The sequence below is a fragment of the Mesorhizobium neociceri genome (assembly GCF_013520985.1).
GTDB classification, from domain to species: Bacteria; Pseudomonadota; Alphaproteobacteria; order Rhizobiales; family Rhizobiaceae; genus Mesorhizobium; species Mesorhizobium neociceri.
In genome coordinates this window covers 325,057-344,400 of record NZ_JACDTY010000003.1, presented here as the reverse complement: position 1 = coordinate 344,400, position 19,344 = coordinate 325,057, and the positions used below count along the sequence as shown (strand labels likewise).

Sequence of the window (19,344 nt, the reverse complement as noted above, 5' to 3'; positions counted from 1 at the left end):
AATCCCCTCAGCTGCACCCGCTCGTGGCGCCGCAGGTGTCGCACTTCTCGCAGGTCCCATTCCGCACCATCGTAAAGTTCTGGCACTCGGAGCAGGAATTGCCGGTGTAGCCTTGGAGCAGCGACTTGGCGCGGCGGTCGGCGGCGAGTTTCTTCGCCTCGGCAGCTTCATTGGCCGCGGCATCGGTGAACAGCGCCGCGGTGGCGTCGGTGGAAGCCGCTTCCACAACCTCCTCGAAGGCGATGTCCTCGGCCAATTCCTTGGCCCGCTCCTCATAGTCGCGCTTGTAGGCGACCGCCTCGTCGCTGGCCGGCTTCAGCGCCAGCACATTCGAGCCGGAGAAAGCGGTGGGCGCCGAGCGGGCAGGGGTGCCGGCGCCGGCAAAGCCCTTCGGCTCGCTGCCGGTCACCCGCGACACCAGCTTCACCGGCGAGGCGCCGCGCGTCAGGCCCTTGGAGACCGCGTCGGTCTTGCCTTCGCTGATGCCGCGACCCAATGCTGTGTTGGAAAAGTCCGACTGATCGACATGGGCGAGGTCGTTGCGGCCGAGATAGGAGATGGCGAGTTCGCGGAACACGTAGTCGAGGATCGACGTCGCGCTCTTGATGGCGTCGTTGCCCTGGACCATGCCGGCGGGCTCGAACTTGGTGAAGGTGAAGGCGTGCACATATTCGTCGAGCGGCACGCCGTATTGCAGGCCGAGCGAGATGGCGATGGCGAAGTTGTTGAGCAGGCCGCGCAGCGTGGCGCCTTCCTTGTTCATGTCGATGAATATCTCGCCGAGACGGCCATCATCATATTCGCCGGTGCGCAGGAAGATGGTGTTGCCACCGATCTTGGCCTTCTGGGTGTAGCCCTTGCGGCGTCCCGGCAGCTTCTCCTGCTCGCGCGAGACGCGCTCGATGATGCGCTCGACGATCCGCTCGGTGATCTGCGCCGCGCGCGCTGCTGCCGGCGCCTGGATCAACTGCTCGACCATGTCATCCTCGTCCTCCTCGCCATCGGCGAGCAGCGAGGAGTTCAGCGGCTGTGACAGCTTGGAGCCGTCGCGGTAGAGCGCGTTGGCCTTCAGCGCCAGCTTCCACGACAGCATGTAGGCGCCCTTGGCGTCTTCCACCGTCGCATCGTTGGGCATGTTGATGGTCTTGGAGATGGCGCCGGAGATGAAGGGCTGTGCCGCCGCCATCATCTGGATGTGGCTGTTGATCGAAAGCGAGCGCTTGCCGATCTTGCCGCACGGGCTGGCGCAATCGAACACCGCCAGGTGCTCGGGCTTGATGAAGGGCGCACCTTCCAGCGTCATCGCACCGCAAACATGGATGTTGGCGGCTTCGATGTCCTTCTTGGAGAAGCCCAGCGCCGGCAGCATCTCGAACGAGAAATCGTTGAGCTGTTCGTCGGTGAAGCCGAACGTCTCCTTCACCCAGTCGGCGCCGAGCGTCCACTGGTTGAAGACGAACTTGATGTCGAAGGCCGACTTCAGCGCCGCATTGAGCGCCGCGATCTTCTCATCGGTGAAGCCCTTGGCCTTGAGCGAGCCGGGATTGACCGCCGGCGCCTGGTTCATGTTGCCGTGACCGACCGCATAGGCCTCGATCTCGGCGATCTGGCTTTCAGAGTAACCCAGCGTGCGCAGCGCTTCCGGCACGGCGCGGTTGATGATCTTGAAGTAGCCGCCGCCGGCAAGCTTCTTGAACTTCACCAGGGCGAAGTCGGGCTCGATGCCGGTGGTGTCGCAATCCATGACCAGGCCGATCGTGCCGGTCGGCGCGATGACGGTTGCTTGCGCATTGCGGTAGCCATGCTCTTCGCCGAGCTCGATGGCGCGGTCCCAGGCGGCCTTGGCGTGCGAGGCCAGATCCTGCTGCTTCAGGTCGGAAGCGACCAACGGCACCGGATTGACGGCGAGCTTCTCGTAGCCGCCCTTTTCACCGTAGGCAGCGCGGCGATGGTTGCGCATGACGCGCAGCATGTTCTGCGCATTGCGGTCGTAATCGGCGAAGGCGCCGAGTTCGGACGCCATCTCGGCCGAAGTGGCATAGGCGACGCCAGTCATGATGGCGGTGAGCGCGGCGCAGATGGCGCGGCCCTCGTCGGAGTCATAGGGAATGCCAGACGTCATCAGCAGGCCGCCAATGTTGGCATAGCCGAGGCCGAGCGTGCGGTATTCATAGGACTGCTTGGCGATCTCCTTCGACGGGAACTGCGCCATCATCACCGAGATTTCGAGAACCACGGTCCACAGCCGCACCGTGTGCTCATAGGCAGCGATGTCGATCGTGCCGTCGGCATTGCGGTAGGGCAAAAGGTTGATCGAGGCGAGATTACAGGCCGTGTCGTCGAGGAACATGTATTCCGAGCACGGGTTGGAGGCCCGGATCGCACCGGCCGAAGCGCAGGTGTGCCAGTCGTTCATCGTCGTGTTGAAATGCAGGCCCGGGTCAGCCGACGCCCAGGCGGCGTAGCCGATCTTTTCCCACAGGTCGCGTGCCTTCAGCGTCTTCAGCACCTTGCCGTCCTTGCGGGCGGTCAGGTGCCAGTCGGCATCGTCCTCGACGGCGCGCAGGAAATTGTCCTTAAGCGACACCGAATTGTTGGAGTTCTGGCCGGAGACGGTGAGGTAGGCGTCGGAATCCCAGTCGGTGTCGTATGTCTTGAACGACATCGAGATGTAGCCCTGCTTGGCGAACTGGATGACGCGGTAGATGTAGTTCTCCGGCACCGCCGACTTCTTGGCCGCCTTGATCTCGCGCTTCAGCGCGGTGTTGATCGACGGGTCGAAGCAGTCGTCATCATGGCCTTCGCAGTTGATGCCGGCCTTCATGATCGCTTCGAGATGCTTCTTGACGATCTTGGAGCCGGTCACCAGCGAGGCGACCTTCTGCTCCTCATTGACCTTCCAGTCGATGAATTCCTCGATATCGGGATGGTCGGCGTCGACAATGACCATCTTGGCTGCACGACGCGTCGTGCCGCCCGACTTGATGGCGCCCGCCGCGCGATCGCCGATCTTGAGGAAGCTCATCAGGCCGGACGATCGGCCACCGCCGGACAGCTTTTCGCCTTCGCCGCGCAGCAGCGAGAAGTTCGAGCCGGTGCCCGAGCCGTATTTGAACAGCCGCGCTTCACGCACCCACAGGTCCATGATGCCGCCTTCGTTGACGAGATCGTCCTGCACGCCCTGGATGAAGCAGGCATGCGGCTGCGGATGCTCGTAGGACGACTTCGACTTGGTCAGCTTGCCGGTGAACGGGTCGACATAGAAGTGGCCCTGGCTCGGACCATCGATGCCATAGGCCCAGTGCAAGCCGGTGTTGAACCATTGCGGCGAATTCGGCGCGACGCGCTGGGTGGCCAGCATATAGGCGAGCTCGTCACGGAAGGCGAGCGCGTCGTCTTCCGACTTGAAGTAGCCGCCCTTGTAGCCCCAGTAGGTCCAGGTGCCGGCCAGCCGGTCGAAGACCTGGCGGGCGTCGATCTCGGAACCGTAGCGTTCGGCTTCCGGCAGTTTTGCCAGCTCGGCCTCGTCGGCGACGGAGCGCCACAGGAAGGAGGGGACGTCGTTCTCCTCGACCTTCTTCAGGCGCGCCGGGACGCCGGCCTTGCGAAAGTACTTCTGCGCCAGAATGTCGGCGGCAACCTGCGAGAATTGCGCCGGCACATCGATGTTATCGAGACGGAACACCACCGAGCCATCCGGATTCTTGATCTCCGAAAGCGCCTTGCGGAATTCGATCTCCGCGTAAGCCGATTGCCCTTGCTTGGTGAAACGACGCTCGATGCGCATTGGTCCGGTCCCTTTTGTCTATATATAGCGCTTTTCCCCAGGGATTTCTGCCCCACAAGCTGAAAAACGCGGTCCGCCGTTTGCCGGCATTGCGAGCAACGCCGGCACTCTCCTTTTCGCAGGCGCCGGCATGCAGACAGCAATACGCCTTACCAAGCGTTTGCCCGGGCTGCAGACCGACCCTTGCGGGTCCCTCAACTGAAACTTTGATCGATTCCCTCGTTCGAGGGAGGTTCACACTATCTAGCGTCGAGACTGCCTGCAAACACTAAATATAGTGTTAACAGATGATTTTTTCCAGTCCGACAATTCTCCCTTTCGTCACCCCAAGCCCCACGATCCCAACGCTTCCGCCAGCCTCGTAAACAGGCGGAAATCTGGGCAAAAACGCACAAAATCCGGGAAAAAAGACCGGGCTCTGAACTCTCCGGTCGCGCCCTCAACAAGAGCACATGGCACATAAAAGGCGACTCGGTTTGCGTCGTCAAGGATTCGTTTGCGTAGCTTTTGTGACCCCAACATCTTGTGTGTCACATATGTGGATAACGGGGACAGAAAACGGTCTGCGCCGAATTCGCTTGGACCCGATTCCGAAGCCGGCTTTCGCGCGGCTTGCGGGCCCGGCAGGCCAATTCCGCGCTCGTGCGCCAACCCGATGAGGCATCGCAGTATCGCCGGCGTGCCTGCGTAACCCGATTCCGGATCTTTTTGAAAAAAACTTGACGCAGCGGCAGACGGATGCACTTGGGTTGGCGTCGCGGCGAGGGGTGAATGCTGGCGGATAGACGCTGACCCCGGGGGATGGAGACTTTGCAGCATGGCCAAGCTCGTCTTTGGAATGAACCAGTCCCTGGACGGCTACGTCGACCACCTGGAAATCCCGTCCGCCGTCGCAATCTTTCATCACTGGATAGAGCACGTGCGCAGCCTGACGGGCAGTGTGTACGGCCGCCGCATGTATGAGGTCATGCGATATTGGGACGATGACCTTCCTGAGTGGAGCGAAGAGCAACGTGAGTTCGCCGAGGCGTGGCGCAACCAACCAAAGTGGGTCGTGTCACGCTCGTTGAAGTCAGTCGGACCGAACGCCACGCTTGTCAGAGATGACATCGAGGGGACGATCCGCGGGCTGAAGGCTCAGCTGGTTGGAGAGATTGCGATTTCCGGACCAGACTTGGCCCGAAGCCTGACCGACTTCGGTCTTATCGATGAGTATCGGCTCTACCTCCACCCCGTCGTGCTTGGCCGCGGCAAGCCATTCTTCGCCGGCCCGCGGCCACCGCTTCGCCTTTTGGCCAGCGATCGAATTGGCGAGGATACAGTCAGGTTGACGTACGTTCCTGCTTAATCACGCAACCCCGTCGGACTGTTCGCGCCGGCGCGATCAGTCGGGGCAGGTGAACGGGCTGTCGGCCGTCCTTTTGCGGCCTTTTCATTTTAGCTGGCGTGCATTATGTCTTTGGCGTCGCGCGGGGGCGCGTCTTGTCAATTCTAAGAGCATCCGTTACGCCCCGCCCATGACAGTTACCGTCCGTTTTGCCCCCTCACCAACCGGCCGCATTCATATCGGCAATGCGCGCACCGCCTTGTTCAACTGGCTGTTTGCCATGAACAACAAGGGTCGCTTCATCCAGCGCTTCGACGACACCGACATTGCCCGCTCGAAGCAGGAATTCTCCGACGCCATCCTCTACGACCTGCACTGGCTGGGGATTTTTCCCGACGCCACCGAATACCAGTCGCGGCGCTTCGAGGCTTACGACGAGGTGGTTGAACGGCTGCAGGCGGCAGGCGTGCTCTATCCCTGCTACGAAACCCCTGAAGAGCTCGATTTGCGCCGCAAGGTGCGCCGCACGCGCGGCCTACCGCCGGTCTATGGCCGCGAGGCGCTGACGCTTTCGCAGCAACAGGTCGCCGAGTACCGATCCGACGGCCGCCGGCCGCACTGGCGCTTTCTGCTGCCCAACTTCAGCAGCGATCCGCTGCAGCCGGAGCGCACCGAAGTGCACTGGAACGACCTGGTGCGCGGCGAGGAGACTGTCGATCTCGCCTCGCTGTCCGATCCCGTGCTGCGGCGCGAGGACGGCACCTATCTCTACACGCTGCCGTCGGTGGTGGACGACATCGAGATGGGCGTCAGCCACGTCATTCGCGGCGACGACCACGTCACCAACACCGGCGTGCAGATCGCGCTGTTCAAGGCGCTGGGCGCTGAGCCGCCGGTCTTCGGCCACCACAATCTTTTGACCACGGCCTCGGGCGAAGGGCTGTCGAAGCGTAGCGGCGCGCTGTCCATAGCGAGCCTGCGCGAGGATGGCATCGAACCGATGGCGGTCGCTTCGCTCGCCGTGCTTGTCGGCACCTCGGAAAATGTCGCGGCCATGCATGACATGCCGGCACTGGCCGAGCGCTTCGATCCTGCCGCCACATCGAAATCGGCGGCCAAATTCGACCCGGACGAGCTGTTCGTGCTCAACCGCGCGCTCATGCACCATATGCCGTTTGCCGAGGCGCAGGACCGGCTGATCGTGCTCGGCATCTCCGGCGACAAGGCCGAGCCGTTCTGGCTGGCGGTGCGCGGCAATATCGACCGGCTGAGCGACGCGGTTGCCTGGTGGCGTATCCTTGCCGACGGCCCGCAGCCGGCGCCGGAATTTTCCGACGAAGACCGCGACTTCCTGCAGCAGGCCTTCGACCTGTTGCCGGAAGAGCCATGGACCGGCACCGTCTGGAAGGACTGGACGGCCAGGATCAGGGAAGCCAGCGGCCGCAAGGGCAAGGCGCTGTTCATGCCGCTGAGGCTGGCGCTTACCGGACTTGCTTCCGGGCCGGAGCTTGCAGATCTATTGCCGCTGCTGGGTCGGGAAGGAACGCTGGCCCGACGACCCTGACCTTGCGCTGGTCGGGCGGGATCAGCGACACCGGCGATACCACCGGCTTGACGGCAAGGCGCTTGATGGCGGCGCTGTCGAGCCCGCCTTGCATGTTGGCCAGCGTCTCCGGATCGGCGCCCGGATCGGGCTTGGCGACCGGCACGGGGACGAACGGTGTCGTGTCGGTATCGGGCTGCGATTGTTCGGGCGGTGGCGGGTTGCCGCCGATGATCTCGAAATTTCCGGCCTGCGCGTTGCAGCCGCAGGCCAGCGGCCGCGACATGTTGGGTTGTTTGTAGAGATAGGCGGTCGGCAACTCGCTGTAGGGCCTGCCGGTCACTGATGAGGTCATGTTGGCCGAATCGTCGTCCATGCCGCGCGAATAGAACACCTGCATCTCGGTGCCGGGGCAGCTCGATTCACAGTTCTTCTGGTCACGCTCGAAATCGCCGAGCGAGGCCGAATTCGACATCGGGAAGAAATAGCCGTCGCAGGTGCGCACACAACTCGTGTGGAACTCGCCGCCGACCGTCGGGAAATCCGGCACGCCAGGCTGGTTGAGCACGCGGCGCACATTGCGCTCCTCGCCGGGATCGTCGGGCTGATCGAGCGTGTCGATCTGCCGGTTGCCGCCGAAAAGCTGGTCGAACAGATTGCCGTCGTCGGGGTCGCGGCTGGCTTCCTGAACAGGCTCACGGGTTGGCGCGGGCTCGTCCCGGCAGCCATTGGCATCGAGCGCCGCCAGGATGCGGCCACGGTCGCGCCGCGAGCCGCCGCCGGCAAGCTGGGCACGTTTGGCTTGCAGAGCATCGAGATTGGCGTTCATGCGATCGATGCTGCTGTTCAGCGCGGCACATTGGCTGACGTTGCGCGAAAACAGCGAAAACCCGCAATTCGCATCGCTCGCACGACCGCGCACCTTTGATAGCTGTTCGAGCTGGCGGGCGATGGCCTTGTCATATTTCCGCACCATGCCGGACTGGCCGCCGCCATTGGATGAAGAAGCAAGCTCGGCTTCCAGCTGCCGGCAGAAGCGCGAAGCGGCTTGCGGTTCGGTGGTAGCGACGGCCGAAAGCACAAGCGCGCCGAGCAGCGCAGCCAAATGCGTCAGCCTCCACCTTCCGCCCGCCATTGCTAGAGACCCCGCTTGCCTGCCTGTCGCGATGCTACCGGATTCGCGGTTAACCGTTCCCTCAATCTACAACCAAAGATGGTCTTAGCCCATAGACGCGGTGCAAGAGGTGTTCGGATAAGGTGGCGGCTGGGCGATCTCAACGCTGCATGAAAAAGGCGCAATCGCTCGGGAATTATCTCTCGATCCAGCAATGCTCGGGGACCTGGCATGACCACGATTAGCCGTCGAGCCGCACTGCAGCTCGGTCTGTTATGCCTGGCGGCGCCCGCGGCCTTGGCGCAGGAAAGGCCAGCCGAGCCGGACTGGCGCAGCAAACTGGTCGAAGCCGCGCGTGAGCAGATCGGCGTCACCACCCTCTACGACCCCACCTATGTCCGCCTCGGCTATCCCGGCGGCGATGTCGCTCCGGACCGGGGCGTGTGCACGGATGTCATCGTGCGCGCCTATCGCCGCGCCTTCAATCTCGATCTGCAGAAGCTGGTGCATGAGGATATGGCGGCCAATTTCGCCGCCTATCCCAAGACCTGGGGTCTGAAAGCGACCGACCGCAACATCGACCACCGACGGGTCGGCAACCTTGCCGCCTTTTTCGGGCGCAAGGGTGTTTCCTTGGCCGTAAGCGAGAACCTCGCCGACTTTCAGCCGGGCGATCTCGTCACCCAGATGCTGCCCGGCAACCTGCCGCACATCGTCATCATCTCATCCGAACGCTCGGCGGACGTGCCGGAAAGGCCGCTGGTCATCCACAATATCGGGGCCGGCGCCCGGCAAGAGGACACGCTGTTCGCCTTCAGGCAGACCGGCCATTACCGCTTCGCGCCTGCCTGAGAAACTCAGCCGAAATCAACCACCGCCTGCGCCTTGTGCGCCGCCTCGACCACCGCCAGAGCCGTCATGTTGACGACGCCGCGCGACGTCACCGAGGGCGTCAAGATATGCGCCGGCTTGTCAGTGCCGAGCAGGATCGGGCCGACATGCAGCGCGTCCATCATCGTCCTCAGCGCGCTGAGTGTGATGTTGGCGGAGTCGAGGTTCGGGAACACCAGCAGATTGGCTTCGCCATTCAACCGCGAATGTGGATAGACGCGCTGGCGCAGATGCTCCGACAAGGCCGTGTCGGCATGCATCTCGCCGTCGCATTGCAGGTCGGGCGCAACGCGCGCCAGGATCGCCGCCGCCTGCCGCATCTTCAGGGCGCTGGGGGAATCGCGCGAGCCGAAATCCGAATGCGACAGAAGGGCAGCCTTGGGCTCGATGCCGAAGCGCTGGATTTCCTCCGCCGCGAGAATGGTCATTTCGGCGATTTCCTCCGCCGTCGGATCGACCGAGACATGGGTGTCGGTGAGGAAGATGATGCCGCGCTGCGAGATCAGCATCGACAGCGTCGACAGATCGCGGTCCTTGACGCCCGGGCGAGCGCCGATGACCAGGGTCACATTGCGCAGATGCCGCTCGAAACGGCCTTCGAGGCCGCAGACCATGGCGTCGGCGTCGCCGCGCTTCAGCGCCAGTGCCGCAATCACCGTATTGTCGGTGCGCACCATGGTGCGCGCGGCCTCCGTCGTCACACCGCGGCGGCCGGCGAGCTCGATCAACAGGTCGACATAGTGGCGGTAGCGCGGATCGTCCTCAGGGTTGATCAGGCCGAAATCGACGCCCGGCTTGATGCGCAGGCCGTAGCGCTTCAACCTGACCTCGATGACATGCGGGCGGCCGATCAGGATCGGTTCGGCGATGCCTTCCTCGAGCACCACCTGGGCTGCGCGCAGCACGCGTTCGTCCTCGCCGTCGGCATAGATGACGCGCTTGGCGGTCGACGCCTTGGCAGAGGAAAACACCGGCTTCATCACCAGGCCGGAGCGGAAGACGAAGCGGTTGAGCTGGTCGATATAGGCAGCGAAGTCGGTGATCGGCCGGGTCGCGACGCCGGTGTCGCAAGCGGCCTTGGCCACCGCCGGCGCAATGCGCAGGATCAGGCGCGGGTCGAAGGGCGAGGGGATCAGGAAATCGGGCCCGAATATCGGCGTCTCGCCGGAATAGGCGCGCGCGGCGACGTCCGAAGGCTCTTCGCGAGCAAGGGCCGCAATCGCCCTGACCGCAGCCATCTTCATCTCCTCGTTGATAGCGCTGGCACCGCAGTCCAGTGCGCCGCGAAAGATGTAAGGGAAGCACAGTACGTTGTTGACCTGATTGGGAAAATCGGAACGGCCGGTGCAGATCATCGCGTCCGGCCGTGCCGCCCGTGCGGCTTCCGGCATGATCTCCGGATTGGGGTTGGCCAGCGCCAGGATCAGCGGCTTCGGCGCCATATGCTGCAGCAGTTCCGGCTTCAGCACGCCGGCGGCCGAGAGGCCGAGGAAGACGTCAGCGCCCGGGATTACATCAGCCAGCGTGCGCGCCTCGGTATCCTTCACATAGGGGTCTTTCCAGCGATCCATCTCGTCGGTGCGGCCCTTGTAGGCGACGCCGAAGCGGTCGGTGACCCAGATGTTTTCGACCTTGGCGCCGAGCGAGACCAGCAGATTGAGGCAGGCGAGGGCGGCGGCACCTGCGCCCGAGGTGACGATCTTGATGTCCGCAATGGTCTTGCCGGCGAATTCCAGCCCGTTGAGCACGGCGGCGGCGACGATGATGGCGGTGCCGTGCTGGTCGTCGTGAAAGACGGGAATACCCATGCGGGCCTTCAGCTGCGCCTCGACCTCGAAGCATTCGGGCGCCTTGATGTCCTCGAGATTGATGCCGCCGAAGGTCGGCTCCAGCGCCGAGATCGTCTCGACCATGCGCTCGATCCCAGGCGCGTCGATCTCGATGTCGAAGACGTCGATGCCGGCGAATTTCTTGAACAGCACCGCCTTGCCTTCCATCACAGGCTTGGAGGCGAGCGGGCCGATATTGCCGAGACCGAGCACGGCCGAGCCGTTGGAGACGACGCCGACCAGATTGGCGCGCGCCGTATAGTCCGCGGCGGTCGCCGGATTGTCGCGGATTTCAAGGCAAGGGGCGGCGACACCCGGCGAATAGGCCAGCGCCAGGTCGCGCTGGTTGCCGAGCGGCTTGGTTGCCTGGATCTCGAGCTTTCCCGGTCGTGGGTGCTTGTGGAAGTAGAGGGCGGCTTCGTCGAGGTCCGAACGCGCCGTTTTCTTGTTCTCGCCTTCCATGCGGCCGCTCCCTCGAAACTGCTATTTCAGAGTCCTTTTAGCATGCGGCCAAGGTTTGTCGCGACGCTAAATGACGCGTCGTCAGCTTTCTGCTGCGGCGCGTCAAAAGTCGTCTTGCATCAGATACTTATGCCGATTTCATCGCGAACGACTCCTGCTGCTTCGCAGGCGCGTCGATCAAAAGGCGCTGACATAGAGGCCGCCATCGACGGGGATGTTCTGGCCTGTGAGATAGCCGGCATGGACCGAGCACAGGAAGGCGCAGATCTGGCCGAACTCTTCCGGCGTGCCGAGCCGCTTGGCCGGAACGTCGGCGCTGGTGCTGGCCTTTCGCGCGGCAGCGGCAGCCGGATCCTCGACGGTGCCGGCCTCTTTCGGGTCACGCAGCCGGTCAGTGTCGTGCTTGCCCGGCAGCAAATTGTTGATCGTCACGTTGCGGTCGACCACCGTCCTCGCCACGCCGGCAAGGAACGAGGTCAGACCGGCGCGCGCGCCGGACGACAGATCAAGGCCGGGGATCGGAACATAGACCGACAGCGAGGTGATGTTGACGATGCGGCCGAAGCCACGCGCGGCCATTCCGTCGATGACTGCCTGGACCAGTTCGACCGGCGTCACCATGTTCTGGGTGACGCCTTCTAGGATCTTCTCGCGGTCGAGGGCGCGGAAATCGCGACGCGGCGGACCGCCATTGTTGTTGACCAGGATGTCGGGATCGGGGCAGGCGGCAAGCAGCGCCTTCTGCACCTCCGGCTTCGACACGTCGCCGACGATCTCCGTCACCTTGACCCCGAATCTTTCGCGCAGCTCGGCCGCGGTCCTGGCCAGTTGTTCGGCGTTGCGCCCGTTGACGACAAGGTCGCAGCCCGCCTCGGCCAGCGCCATGGCGCAGCCACGCCCAAGGCCCTTGCTCGAAGCGCACACAATGGCTTTTTTGCCGCGAATGCCGAGATCCATGGTGAAATCCTCCAGTTGACGGCGGGCAAGCTAGCCCTTTGGCTGGCACAATCGCAACCGTCATACGGTTGTTGCATGAATCGGGGCATAGCCTGCGCGAAAGCAACGGTGACGATCTGATGTCCGACACAGAAACCCGCACTTTCCGCAGCATGTTCATATCCGATCTGCATCTCGGATCGAAGGCGGCCAAGGCCGAGTTCCTGATCGATTTCCTGCGGTATCACGACGCCGATATCATTTATCTCGTCGGCGATATCGTCGATGGCTGGCGTCTGCGGCGCAGCTGGCATTGGCCGCAGAGCCACAATGACGTCGTCCAGAAACTGCTGCGCAAGGCGCGCAAGGGCACCTCGATCACCTACATCGCCGGCAATCACGACGAGTTCGCGCGCCAGTTCCAGGGCGTGCATTTCGGCGGCATCGTCGTTGCCGACCGCGCCATCCATGAGACCGCCGACGGCAGGCGTCTGCTGGTCATCCATGGCGACCAGTTCGACACCGTCGTCCACAATCAGCGCTGGCTGGCCTATCTCGGCGACTACGCCTATGACGCGGCCATGATGGTCAACCGCGTGGTGACGAAGCTCCGCCATCTGCTGGGCCTCCCTTACTGGTCGTTCTCGTCCTGGGCCAAGGTCAAGGTCAAGAAGGCGGTCAACTTCATCGGCTCGTTCCAGACCGTGCTGACCGAGGAGGCGCGCCGCTCGCATGTCGACGGTGTCATCTGCGGCCATATCCACCACGCCGCGATCGAGACTTACGAGGATGTGCAATACATCAACACCGGCGACTGGGTGGAGAGCTGCACGGCGGTGGTCGAGCATTTCGACGGCCGGATGGAGATCATCCACTGGGCGAAAATCCTGCCCGAAGCGCCGGACGAACCCTTCATCCCGATGCTGATCGAGGACAGGGTCGTCGAAGCGGCGTGATCCCCTGTTAATCGATTAGTCCAGGCAGTTTCGACTCGCTTTGCCCCATGTTAAGGGATCGATCAGCGTTGCAGCCCCTTGTGCAGCGTAATTGGATCGATTCATGTCGCTGCCGCCGCTCTCGCCTGAACAACTCGTCAAGCCGCGCTATTTTGAGCTGCGCATGAGCCTGATCTTCGCGACACTCTTCGTGTCGCTGGGAACGCATCTGCCCTATTTCCCGCTCTGGCTGCAGGCCCAGGGCTTTCATGCCGAGCAGATCGCCATCATCCTGGCTGCGCCAATGTTTTTGCGCGTGGTGACGACGCCGCTGCTCACCGCGCTTGCCGACCGCGCCAAGGACAGGGCCGATGTCTATATCGCGCTGGTGGCCGCGACCATGGTGCTTTCCGCCGGCTATTTCCTTAAGCCCACCTACGCCATGGTGCTAGCCGTATCGCTGGCGTTGACGGTGGTGTGGACACCGCATTCGCCGATCGCCGATTCGCTGGCGCTTTCGGGCGTGCGCCGCTTCGGATCCAATTACACCGCGATGCGTAAATGGGGCTCGATCTCCTATCTCTGCGCCAATGCCGCGGGCGGCTTCATCCTGTACTGGACAAGTGTGCAGGCCGTGCCGGTGATCATCTTCGTGTCGCTTGCGGCCGCACTCGTCGCCGGGCTGCTGGCGCCCCGGCTCGGCCGCCCGCGCCGGGCCTCACCGCTGTCGGCCACCGACATCCAGCATTCGGCGCCCGGCCTGCTCAATCCGTACTTCCTCTATTTCACCCTCGGGGTCGGCATCATCACCGCCAGCCATGCCTTTCTCTACGGCTTTGTGTCGATCTACTGGAAGTCGATCGGCATCAGCGGCTCCGTCATCGGCCTGCTATGGGCCTGGGGCGTGGTAGCTGAAGTCTGCATGTTTTTGTTTTTCAACCGCATTTTCGCCTCCGTTTCGGTCGTCAAGGTGATGCTGATCGCCGGCATCGGCTCCATCGTGCGCTGGATCGCCTTTCCGCTGATCTGGCCGCTCGGGCTTGGCGTTATCGGCTTCTTCGGCGTCCAGACCTTGCATTCGGTGTCGGTGGCGATGGTGCTGATCGGCCTGCAGAAGATGATCGGCGAGACTGTGTCGGAGGAACGCACGGGCGCCGCGCAAGGCATTGCCTATTTCTTCAACGGCTTCTTCATGGCGGCGGTGACGCTGGCATCCGGCCCGCTTTACGAGCGCTACGGCGTCGACGGCTTCCTGGCGATGATCCCGATCGCGATCATAGGCCTGGCGCTGATCGGACTTGCCGCGCGCTCAGCCCCACAGCATCCTGTCAGGCGGTGAGACCAGCGATCCCTCGTAGACGAGGCCGGGCTGGCGGTCATGCGCCAGAAGCAGCGGACCGTCGAGGTCGACGAACTCGGCGCCTTGCGCGAGCAGCACCGCCGGCGCCATCGCCAGCGACGTGCCGACCATGCAGCCGACCATCACGTCAAAACCCAGTTCGCGGGCGCGGTCACGAAGGGTCAGCGCAGCCGTCAGGCCGCCGGATTTATCGAGCTTGATGTTGACGGCGTCATAGAGGCCGACGAGCGCTTCGAGGTCCTTCGCCTCGTGCACGCTTTCATCGGCGCAGATCGGTATCGGATGCGCGATGTGGCGCAGGATCGCATCACGGCCGGCGGCAAGCGGCTGTTCGATCAACGCGATGCCGTGCTCGGCCGCAAAAGCGAGGTTCTCGACGATGTTGGCATCGGTCCAGCCTTCATTGGCGTCGAGGATGATGCGGCTGTCGGGCGCCGCTTCGGTCACGGCGCGGATGCGGGCTAAATCGTTGTCGCCGCCGATCTTGACCTTGAGCAGTGGCCGCCTGGCATTGGCGCGGGCTTGCGCCGCCATCGCCTCCGGCTCGCCCAGCGACAGCGTGTAGGCCGTCTCCAGCGCCGACAAGGGCACGGCGTGGATGGCATCCGCCACCGCTTTGCCGCTTATCTTCGCCTCCAGATCCCACAGCGCGCAGTCGATGGCGTTGCGGGCGGCTCCCGCCGGCATGCATCCAGCAATTCGGTACGGCCGATGCCGCCGGCGATCCTGTCGCGCATCGCCTCGATTGCCTCGCGCACGCCGTTCATGGTTTCGCCATAGCGCTTGTATGGAACGCATTCGCCGCGCCCGCGATGATCGCCGTCGCGGATCGTGCAGACGATCACTTCGGCCTCGGTCTTCGAGCCGCGTGATATGGTGAAGGTGCCGGCAATGGGAAAACGCTCGGCCTCGACCGAAATGACACGCGCCATATTTTTCTGCTCCGGCTGTGCGACAACGCATTGTCGGCAAATCGACAGGTCGAACCCGTCAGGCTAAACAGGACGCCATGTTGACCATTGGTAAACGCGACGCAAGCGGCGGCCCGGCCGCAAAGGAGCCGAACGGCCACCCGCGCATTGCTGTCGGCGAGGAGAACGGCGTTCTCGGCTGCGCTTTTTCGGGAACCTGGACGACACGCACCGTGGCGCTTGTCGACGCCGAGATGCGCAAGATCGAGAAACGCAACAACGTCAAGACTTTGGCGCTCGATCTTTCCCACATCGAGAAGATGGATACCGCCGGCGCATGGCTGATCGATCGTCTGGTCTGCGCCTTCGAAAAGAAGGGGGTTGCGGTCGAGATGCAGGGGCAAAGCGAGATCGCCTCGATCCTGCTTGGCGCTGTCGGTGACGCCGTCCGGCGCGAACCCGAATCGGGTCGCGCGGGACCACCCAACATCGTCCTTCGCGCGCTGGAGGCCATTGGCCGGCGCGTCTACGAGATGCGCGACGACTTCCTGTCTTCGATGAACATCCTCGGCGCCACCATCGGCGGCGCGCAGATGAAGCTCGGCCGCGGCCATGCCATCAACCCGGCTGCGATCTTCAACCAGATCGATCGCATGGGTGTCGGCGCCATCCCCGTGGTGGTGCTGATGTCGGCCATCGTCGGCGCCATCGTCGCGCAGCAGGGCGCCTACCAGCTCAACTATTTCGGCGCCAACATCTTCGTCGTCGACCTGGTCGGCGTGCTGATCCTGCGCGAGCTTGGCGTGCTGATGACGGCGATCATGATCGCCGGCCGCTCCGGCAGCGCCATCACCGCCGAAATCGGCTCGATGAAGATGCGCGAGGAGGTCGACGCGCTGAAGGTCATCGGCCTCAACCCGATCGGCGTGCTGGTGTTTCCGCGCCTGGTGGCGCTGGTGATAGCGCTGCCCTGTCTCACCATTATTGCCAATTTTGCCGCTCTCGGCGGCGGCATCGTCGCTGCCTGGCTTTACTCCGGAATTTCGCCCTCCGCTTTCATCGACAGGCTTCGCGGCGCGATCGATATCAGCACCATCTTCGCCGGCCTGATCAAGGCACCGTTCATGGCCATGATCATCGGCACCATTGCTTCCGTTGAAGGCATGAAAGTCGGCGGCAGCGCCGAATCGCTGGGCCTGCACGTCACCGCCTCGGTGGTGAAGTCGATCTTCGTCGTCATCATCCTCGACGGCCTGTTCGCAATCTTCTACGCCTCGATCGAGTTCTGACATGATGGGTAAGAGCTCAAGCGGGATCAAGGCGGAGCAGGGAACGGACGAAAGCGATATCGTGCTCTCCGTGCGCGACGTTACTGTCTCGCTGGACGACAAGCTGATCCTCGACAAACTGGCGCTCGACATCAAGCGCGGCGAAATCCTCGGTTTCGTCGGCGCCTCGGGCGCCGGCAAATCGGTGCTGCTACGCACTATTCTCGGCCTGCTTCACAAGCAGTCCGGCACGATCAAGCTGTTCGGCGTCGATGTCGACAAGGCGAGCGATATCGAACGGTTGCGCGTCGACATGCGCCTTGGCGTGCTTTTCCAGCATGGCGCGCTGTTTTCGGCGCTCACCGTGCAGGAAAACGTGCAGGTACCGATGCGTGAATATCTCGATTTGCCGAGGAAGCTGATGGATGAGCTGGCCTTGCTCAAGATCGAGCTGGTCGGCCTGCCGCCGGACGCGGCGCAAAAATTTCCCTCGGAGCTGTCGGGCGGCATGATCAAGCGCGCTGCGCTGGCGCGGGCGCTGGCGCTCGACCCCGACATTGTCTTCCTCGATGAGCCGACATCCGGCCTTGATCCGATCAGCGCGTCCGAGTTCGACGAATTGGTGGTCAAGCTGCGCGATACGATGGACCTGACAGTCTACATGGTGACGCACGATCTCGACACGCTGTTTACCGCCTGTGATCGGGTGGCGGTGCTCGGCAACAAGAAAATCCTGGTCGAAGGCACGATCGACGACATGCTGAAGAGCGAGGAGCCGTGGGTAAAATCCTATTTCCGCGGAAAACGCGCCCGGCAACTTGATCTCGCCGCGCGCGCATAGCCATAAGTGGGGCAATGGAAACCAGAGCCAACTACGTAATTGTCGGCATTTTCACCTTGGCTGCGATCCTGGCGGCCTTCGCGTTCGTCTATTGGACCGCCCAGATCGGCGATCGCGGCGAGACGGCGCAGCTGCGCGTGCGCATTCAGGGTTCGGCCTCAGGCCTCGGCCCCGGCAGTCTGGTGCTGTTCAACGGCGTCAAGGTCGGTGTGGTCAAGCGCGTCTACTTCGACCGCAATGATCCGAATGCCGCCATTGCCACCACCGAGATCGACAAGACGACGCCGCTTACCAAATCGACGCAGGCCGATATCGGCATCGCCAGCCTTGCCGGCCAGGTCAACATCGAATTGAAGGGCGCCAATCCCAAGGAACCGAACCTGCTTGAAGAGGCGGAAAAGGAAGGCAGGACTGCCGAGATCGTCGCCAACCCCTCTGCCGTCAACAATCTGCTGCAGACCGCGCAGAACATCTTCACCCGCGCCGACAAGGTGCTTTCGGATCTCGAAGGCTTTACCAAGGATGTGCGCGGGCCGCTGACCCAGACGGTCAAGAACGCCCAGACATTCTCCGATGCGCTGGCCAAGAATGCCGACGGCATCGACAAGTTCCTGTCCAGTGTCAGTGCGCTGGCGGACGAGTTGAAGGGTGTTTCCGGCAAGCTTGACGGCACGCTGAAGGCCGCCGAAGGCCTGCTCAATGCCGTCGACAAGGACCAGATCAAGAGCATCGTCGCCAATGTGAACACCGTCACCGCCAATCTGAAGGAGACCAGCGGCCAGCTCGACGGCGTGATCAAGAACGTCGATACGGCTGTCGGGTCGGTCAATGATTTCGCCACGCGAACGCAAGGCACGCTGGCCAAGGTCGACGGCGTCCTCGACGGCATCGATCCAGCCGAGGTTCGCACCGCGCTCGCCAACATAAGAAAGGCGAGCGAAAACGCCGACAAGGCCGCCGCCGATATCGCCGTGGTGACCGACAAGTTCGCCGACCGGGCCGACGATATCGACGAGACGATCAAGGACGCCAAACAGCTGGCGCAGCGCCTCAACGATGCCTCGGTGCGCGTCGATGGCATTCTGAAAAGGGTCGACACGCTGCTTGGATCGGGCCAGGCGGATGGCGTCATGGCCGATGCCAGGGATACGCTGAAATCGTTCAAGCAGGTCGCCGACACGCTGAACGCGCGGCTTGGCACCATCACCGACAATCTGGCGCGCTTCTCGGGCCAGGGTCTGTCGAATGTCGAAGCGCTGGTCCAAGACAGCCGACGTTCGATCAGCCGCATCGAAGAGGCGGTGACCGATCTCAGCCGCAACCCGCAGCGCATCTTGTCGGGCGGCGACGGCGAGGTCCGGCAGTTCGACGGCAGGGCACGGCGTTGACTTCGGCCGCCGCCCGCCGCAAGAAGTTGAACCGCGAATGCGGGTTGGTCTTACGATCCGGGGACAACGGGGATCGCGCGTGACGTTCAGCTTGGGTGGGTATAAATCTGCTGTCGTTTTGCTTGGCTTGACGCTGGCCGGTTGCGCGGCATTGGGAGGCAAACCGGCGCCACTCGATACGTTCGAGCTGTCCGCTCCGTCGATCGACGCGCATGGCCACAGCCGCCGCCAGATCCTGATCGCCCAGCCTTCCGCGCTCAAGGCGCTGGACAGCCAGAACATCGTCATCAAGCCGTCCGACCGCTCGATCCAGTATCTCAAGGGCGCGCAATGGGCCGACCGGCTGCCGCTGATCGTGCAGGCCAGGCTCGCCGAAACCTTCCAGCGCTCAGGCAGCTTTGCCGGCGTCGGCAAGCCGGGCGAGGGGCTGGCGATCGACTATCAGGTGATCGTCGAGGTCCGCTCCTTCGAAGTCCGCGTCAACGGCGGCGAGCACGCCGAGGTCAATCTCTTCGTACGCATCCTGAACGACCGCAACGGCGAGGTGCGGGCGTCGAAGAGCTTCACCGCATCCGCTCCCGTCTCGGGCAGCGGCAATCCGGCCTATGTCAGCGCGCTCGACAGCGCCTTCGGTGAGGCGGCGAAGGATATCGTGCGCTGGACGGACTCGGTGATCTGATAGCCGAGCGGACGACGCATCGACTTAAGATCTTCGGTTCGCGCCGCCCCTCATTGCCCTGCCGGGCATTTCT

Annotated in this window: 13 protein-coding genes and 1 pseudogene; 9 read left to right on the top strand and 5 right to left on the bottom strand. The window is 63.1% G+C overall.

Features of this window, described 5'->3' with window-relative positions; translation table 11 throughout:
* Positions 1 to 7 precede the first annotated feature (7 nt).
* The gene (locus H0241_RS09600; RefSeq protein ID WP_181057177.1) at positions 8 to 3,787 is read right to left on the bottom strand and encodes a vitamin B12-dependent ribonucleotide reductase; all 3,780 of its coding nucleotides are present in this window, start codon (positions 3,785 to 3,787) and stop codon (positions 8 to 10) included.
* Positions 3,788 to 4,604: 817 nt separating this feature from the next.
* Here H0241_RS09600 and H0241_RS09595 point away from each other — a divergent pair.
* Both H0241_RS09595 and gltX read left to right on the top strand, forming a co-directional pair.
* Positions 4,605 to 5,135 (top strand): dihydrofolate reductase family protein, encoded by a 531-nt coding sequence (locus H0241_RS09595; protein WP_181057176.1) that lies wholly within the window; start codon positions 4,605 to 4,607, stop codon positions 5,133 to 5,135.
* A gap of 169 nt (positions 5,136 to 5,304) precedes the next feature.
* Positions 5,305 to 6,678: a glutamate--tRNA ligase gene (gltX, locus tag H0241_RS09590; protein ID WP_181057175.1), complete on the top strand. Its 1,374-nt coding sequence runs from the start codon at positions 5,305 to 5,307 to the stop codon at positions 6,676 to 6,678.
* Here gltX and H0241_RS09585 read toward each other — a convergent pair.
* Complete coding sequence (locus H0241_RS09585; RefSeq protein WP_181057174.1) at positions 6,596 to 7,792, bottom strand: DUF2865 domain-containing protein; 1,197 nt, start codon at positions 7,790 to 7,792, stop codon at positions 6,596 to 6,598. The genes gltX and H0241_RS09585 overlap by 83 nt on opposite strands.
* A gap of 210 nt (positions 7,793 to 8,002) precedes the next feature.
* Here H0241_RS09585 and H0241_RS09580 point away from each other — a divergent pair, with 210 nt between their 5' ends.
* Positions 8,003 to 8,623 carry a DUF1287 domain-containing protein gene (locus H0241_RS09580; RefSeq protein WP_181057173.1) on the top strand — a complete coding sequence of 207 codons (621 nt, stop codon included), beginning with the start codon at positions 8,003 to 8,005 and terminating at the stop codon, positions 8,621 to 8,623.
* A gap of 5 nt (positions 8,624 to 8,628) precedes the next feature.
* On the opposite strand, the gene H0241_RS09575 is transcribed toward H0241_RS09580, so the two are convergent.
* The gene (locus H0241_RS09575) at positions 8,629 to 10,953 is read right to left on the bottom strand and encodes an NADP-dependent malic enzyme (RefSeq protein ID WP_181057172.1); all 2,325 of its coding nucleotides are present in this window, start codon (positions 10,951 to 10,953) and stop codon (positions 8,629 to 8,631) included.
* 177 nt (positions 10,954 to 11,130) lie between these two features.
* The gene (locus H0241_RS09570) at positions 11,131 to 11,910 is read right to left on the bottom strand and encodes an SDR family oxidoreductase (RefSeq protein WP_181057171.1); all 780 of its coding nucleotides are present in this window, start codon (positions 11,908 to 11,910) and stop codon (positions 11,131 to 11,133) included.
* Between the two features lie 119 nt (positions 11,911 to 12,029).
* Between H0241_RS09570 and H0241_RS09565 the strand changes: the two genes are divergently transcribed.
* Positions 12,030 to 12,845 (top strand): UDP-2,3-diacylglucosamine diphosphatase, encoded by an 816-nt coding sequence (locus H0241_RS09565; protein ID WP_407941731.1) that lies wholly within the window; start codon positions 12,030 to 12,032, stop codon positions 12,843 to 12,845.
* A 103-nt stretch (positions 12,846 to 12,948) separates the two neighbouring features.
* The gene (locus H0241_RS09560) at positions 12,949 to 14,163 is read left to right on the top strand and encodes an MFS transporter (protein ID WP_181057170.1); all 1,215 of its coding nucleotides are present in this window, start codon (positions 12,949 to 12,951) and stop codon (positions 14,161 to 14,163) included.
* On the opposite strand, the pseudogene dgcA reads toward H0241_RS09560, so the two are convergent.
* Positions 14,134 to 15,116, bottom strand: a pseudogene (gene dgcA, locus H0241_RS09555) (N-acetyl-D-Glu racemase DgcA). The gene H0241_RS09560 and the pseudogene dgcA overlap by 30 nt on opposite strands.
* A 77-nt stretch (positions 15,117 to 15,193) precedes the next feature.
* Between dgcA and H0241_RS09550 the strand changes: the two are divergent.
* Genes H0241_RS09550 through H0241_RS09535 form a run of 4 tightly spaced genes read left to right on the top strand, consistent with a single transcriptional unit; the run spans position 15,194 to position 19,271 of the window.
* On the top strand, positions 15,194 to 16,384 hold the full coding sequence (locus H0241_RS09550) for an MlaE family ABC transporter permease (RefSeq protein WP_181057169.1): 1,191 nt from the start codon (positions 15,194 to 15,196) through the stop codon (positions 16,382 to 16,384).
* A 4-nt stretch (positions 16,385 to 16,388) separates the two neighbouring features.
* Positions 16,389 to 17,204, top strand: coding sequence for an ABC transporter ATP-binding protein (locus H0241_RS09545; RefSeq protein ID WP_181057284.1), 816 nt, complete (start codon positions 16,389 to 16,391; stop codon positions 17,202 to 17,204).
* A gap of 14 nt (positions 17,205 to 17,218) precedes the next feature.
* The gene (locus tag H0241_RS09540; protein ID WP_181057168.1) at positions 17,219 to 18,592 is read left to right on the top strand and encodes an MlaD family protein; all 1,374 of its coding nucleotides are present in this window, start codon (positions 17,219 to 17,221) and stop codon (positions 18,590 to 18,592) included.
* A gap of 37 nt (positions 18,593 to 18,629) precedes the next feature.
* The gene (locus H0241_RS09535; protein ID WP_181057167.1) at positions 18,630 to 19,271 is read left to right on the top strand and encodes an ABC-type transport auxiliary lipoprotein family protein; all 642 of its coding nucleotides are present in this window, start codon (positions 18,630 to 18,632) and stop codon (positions 19,269 to 19,271) included.
* The last annotated feature ends 73 nt before the right edge of the window (positions 19,272 to 19,344 follow it).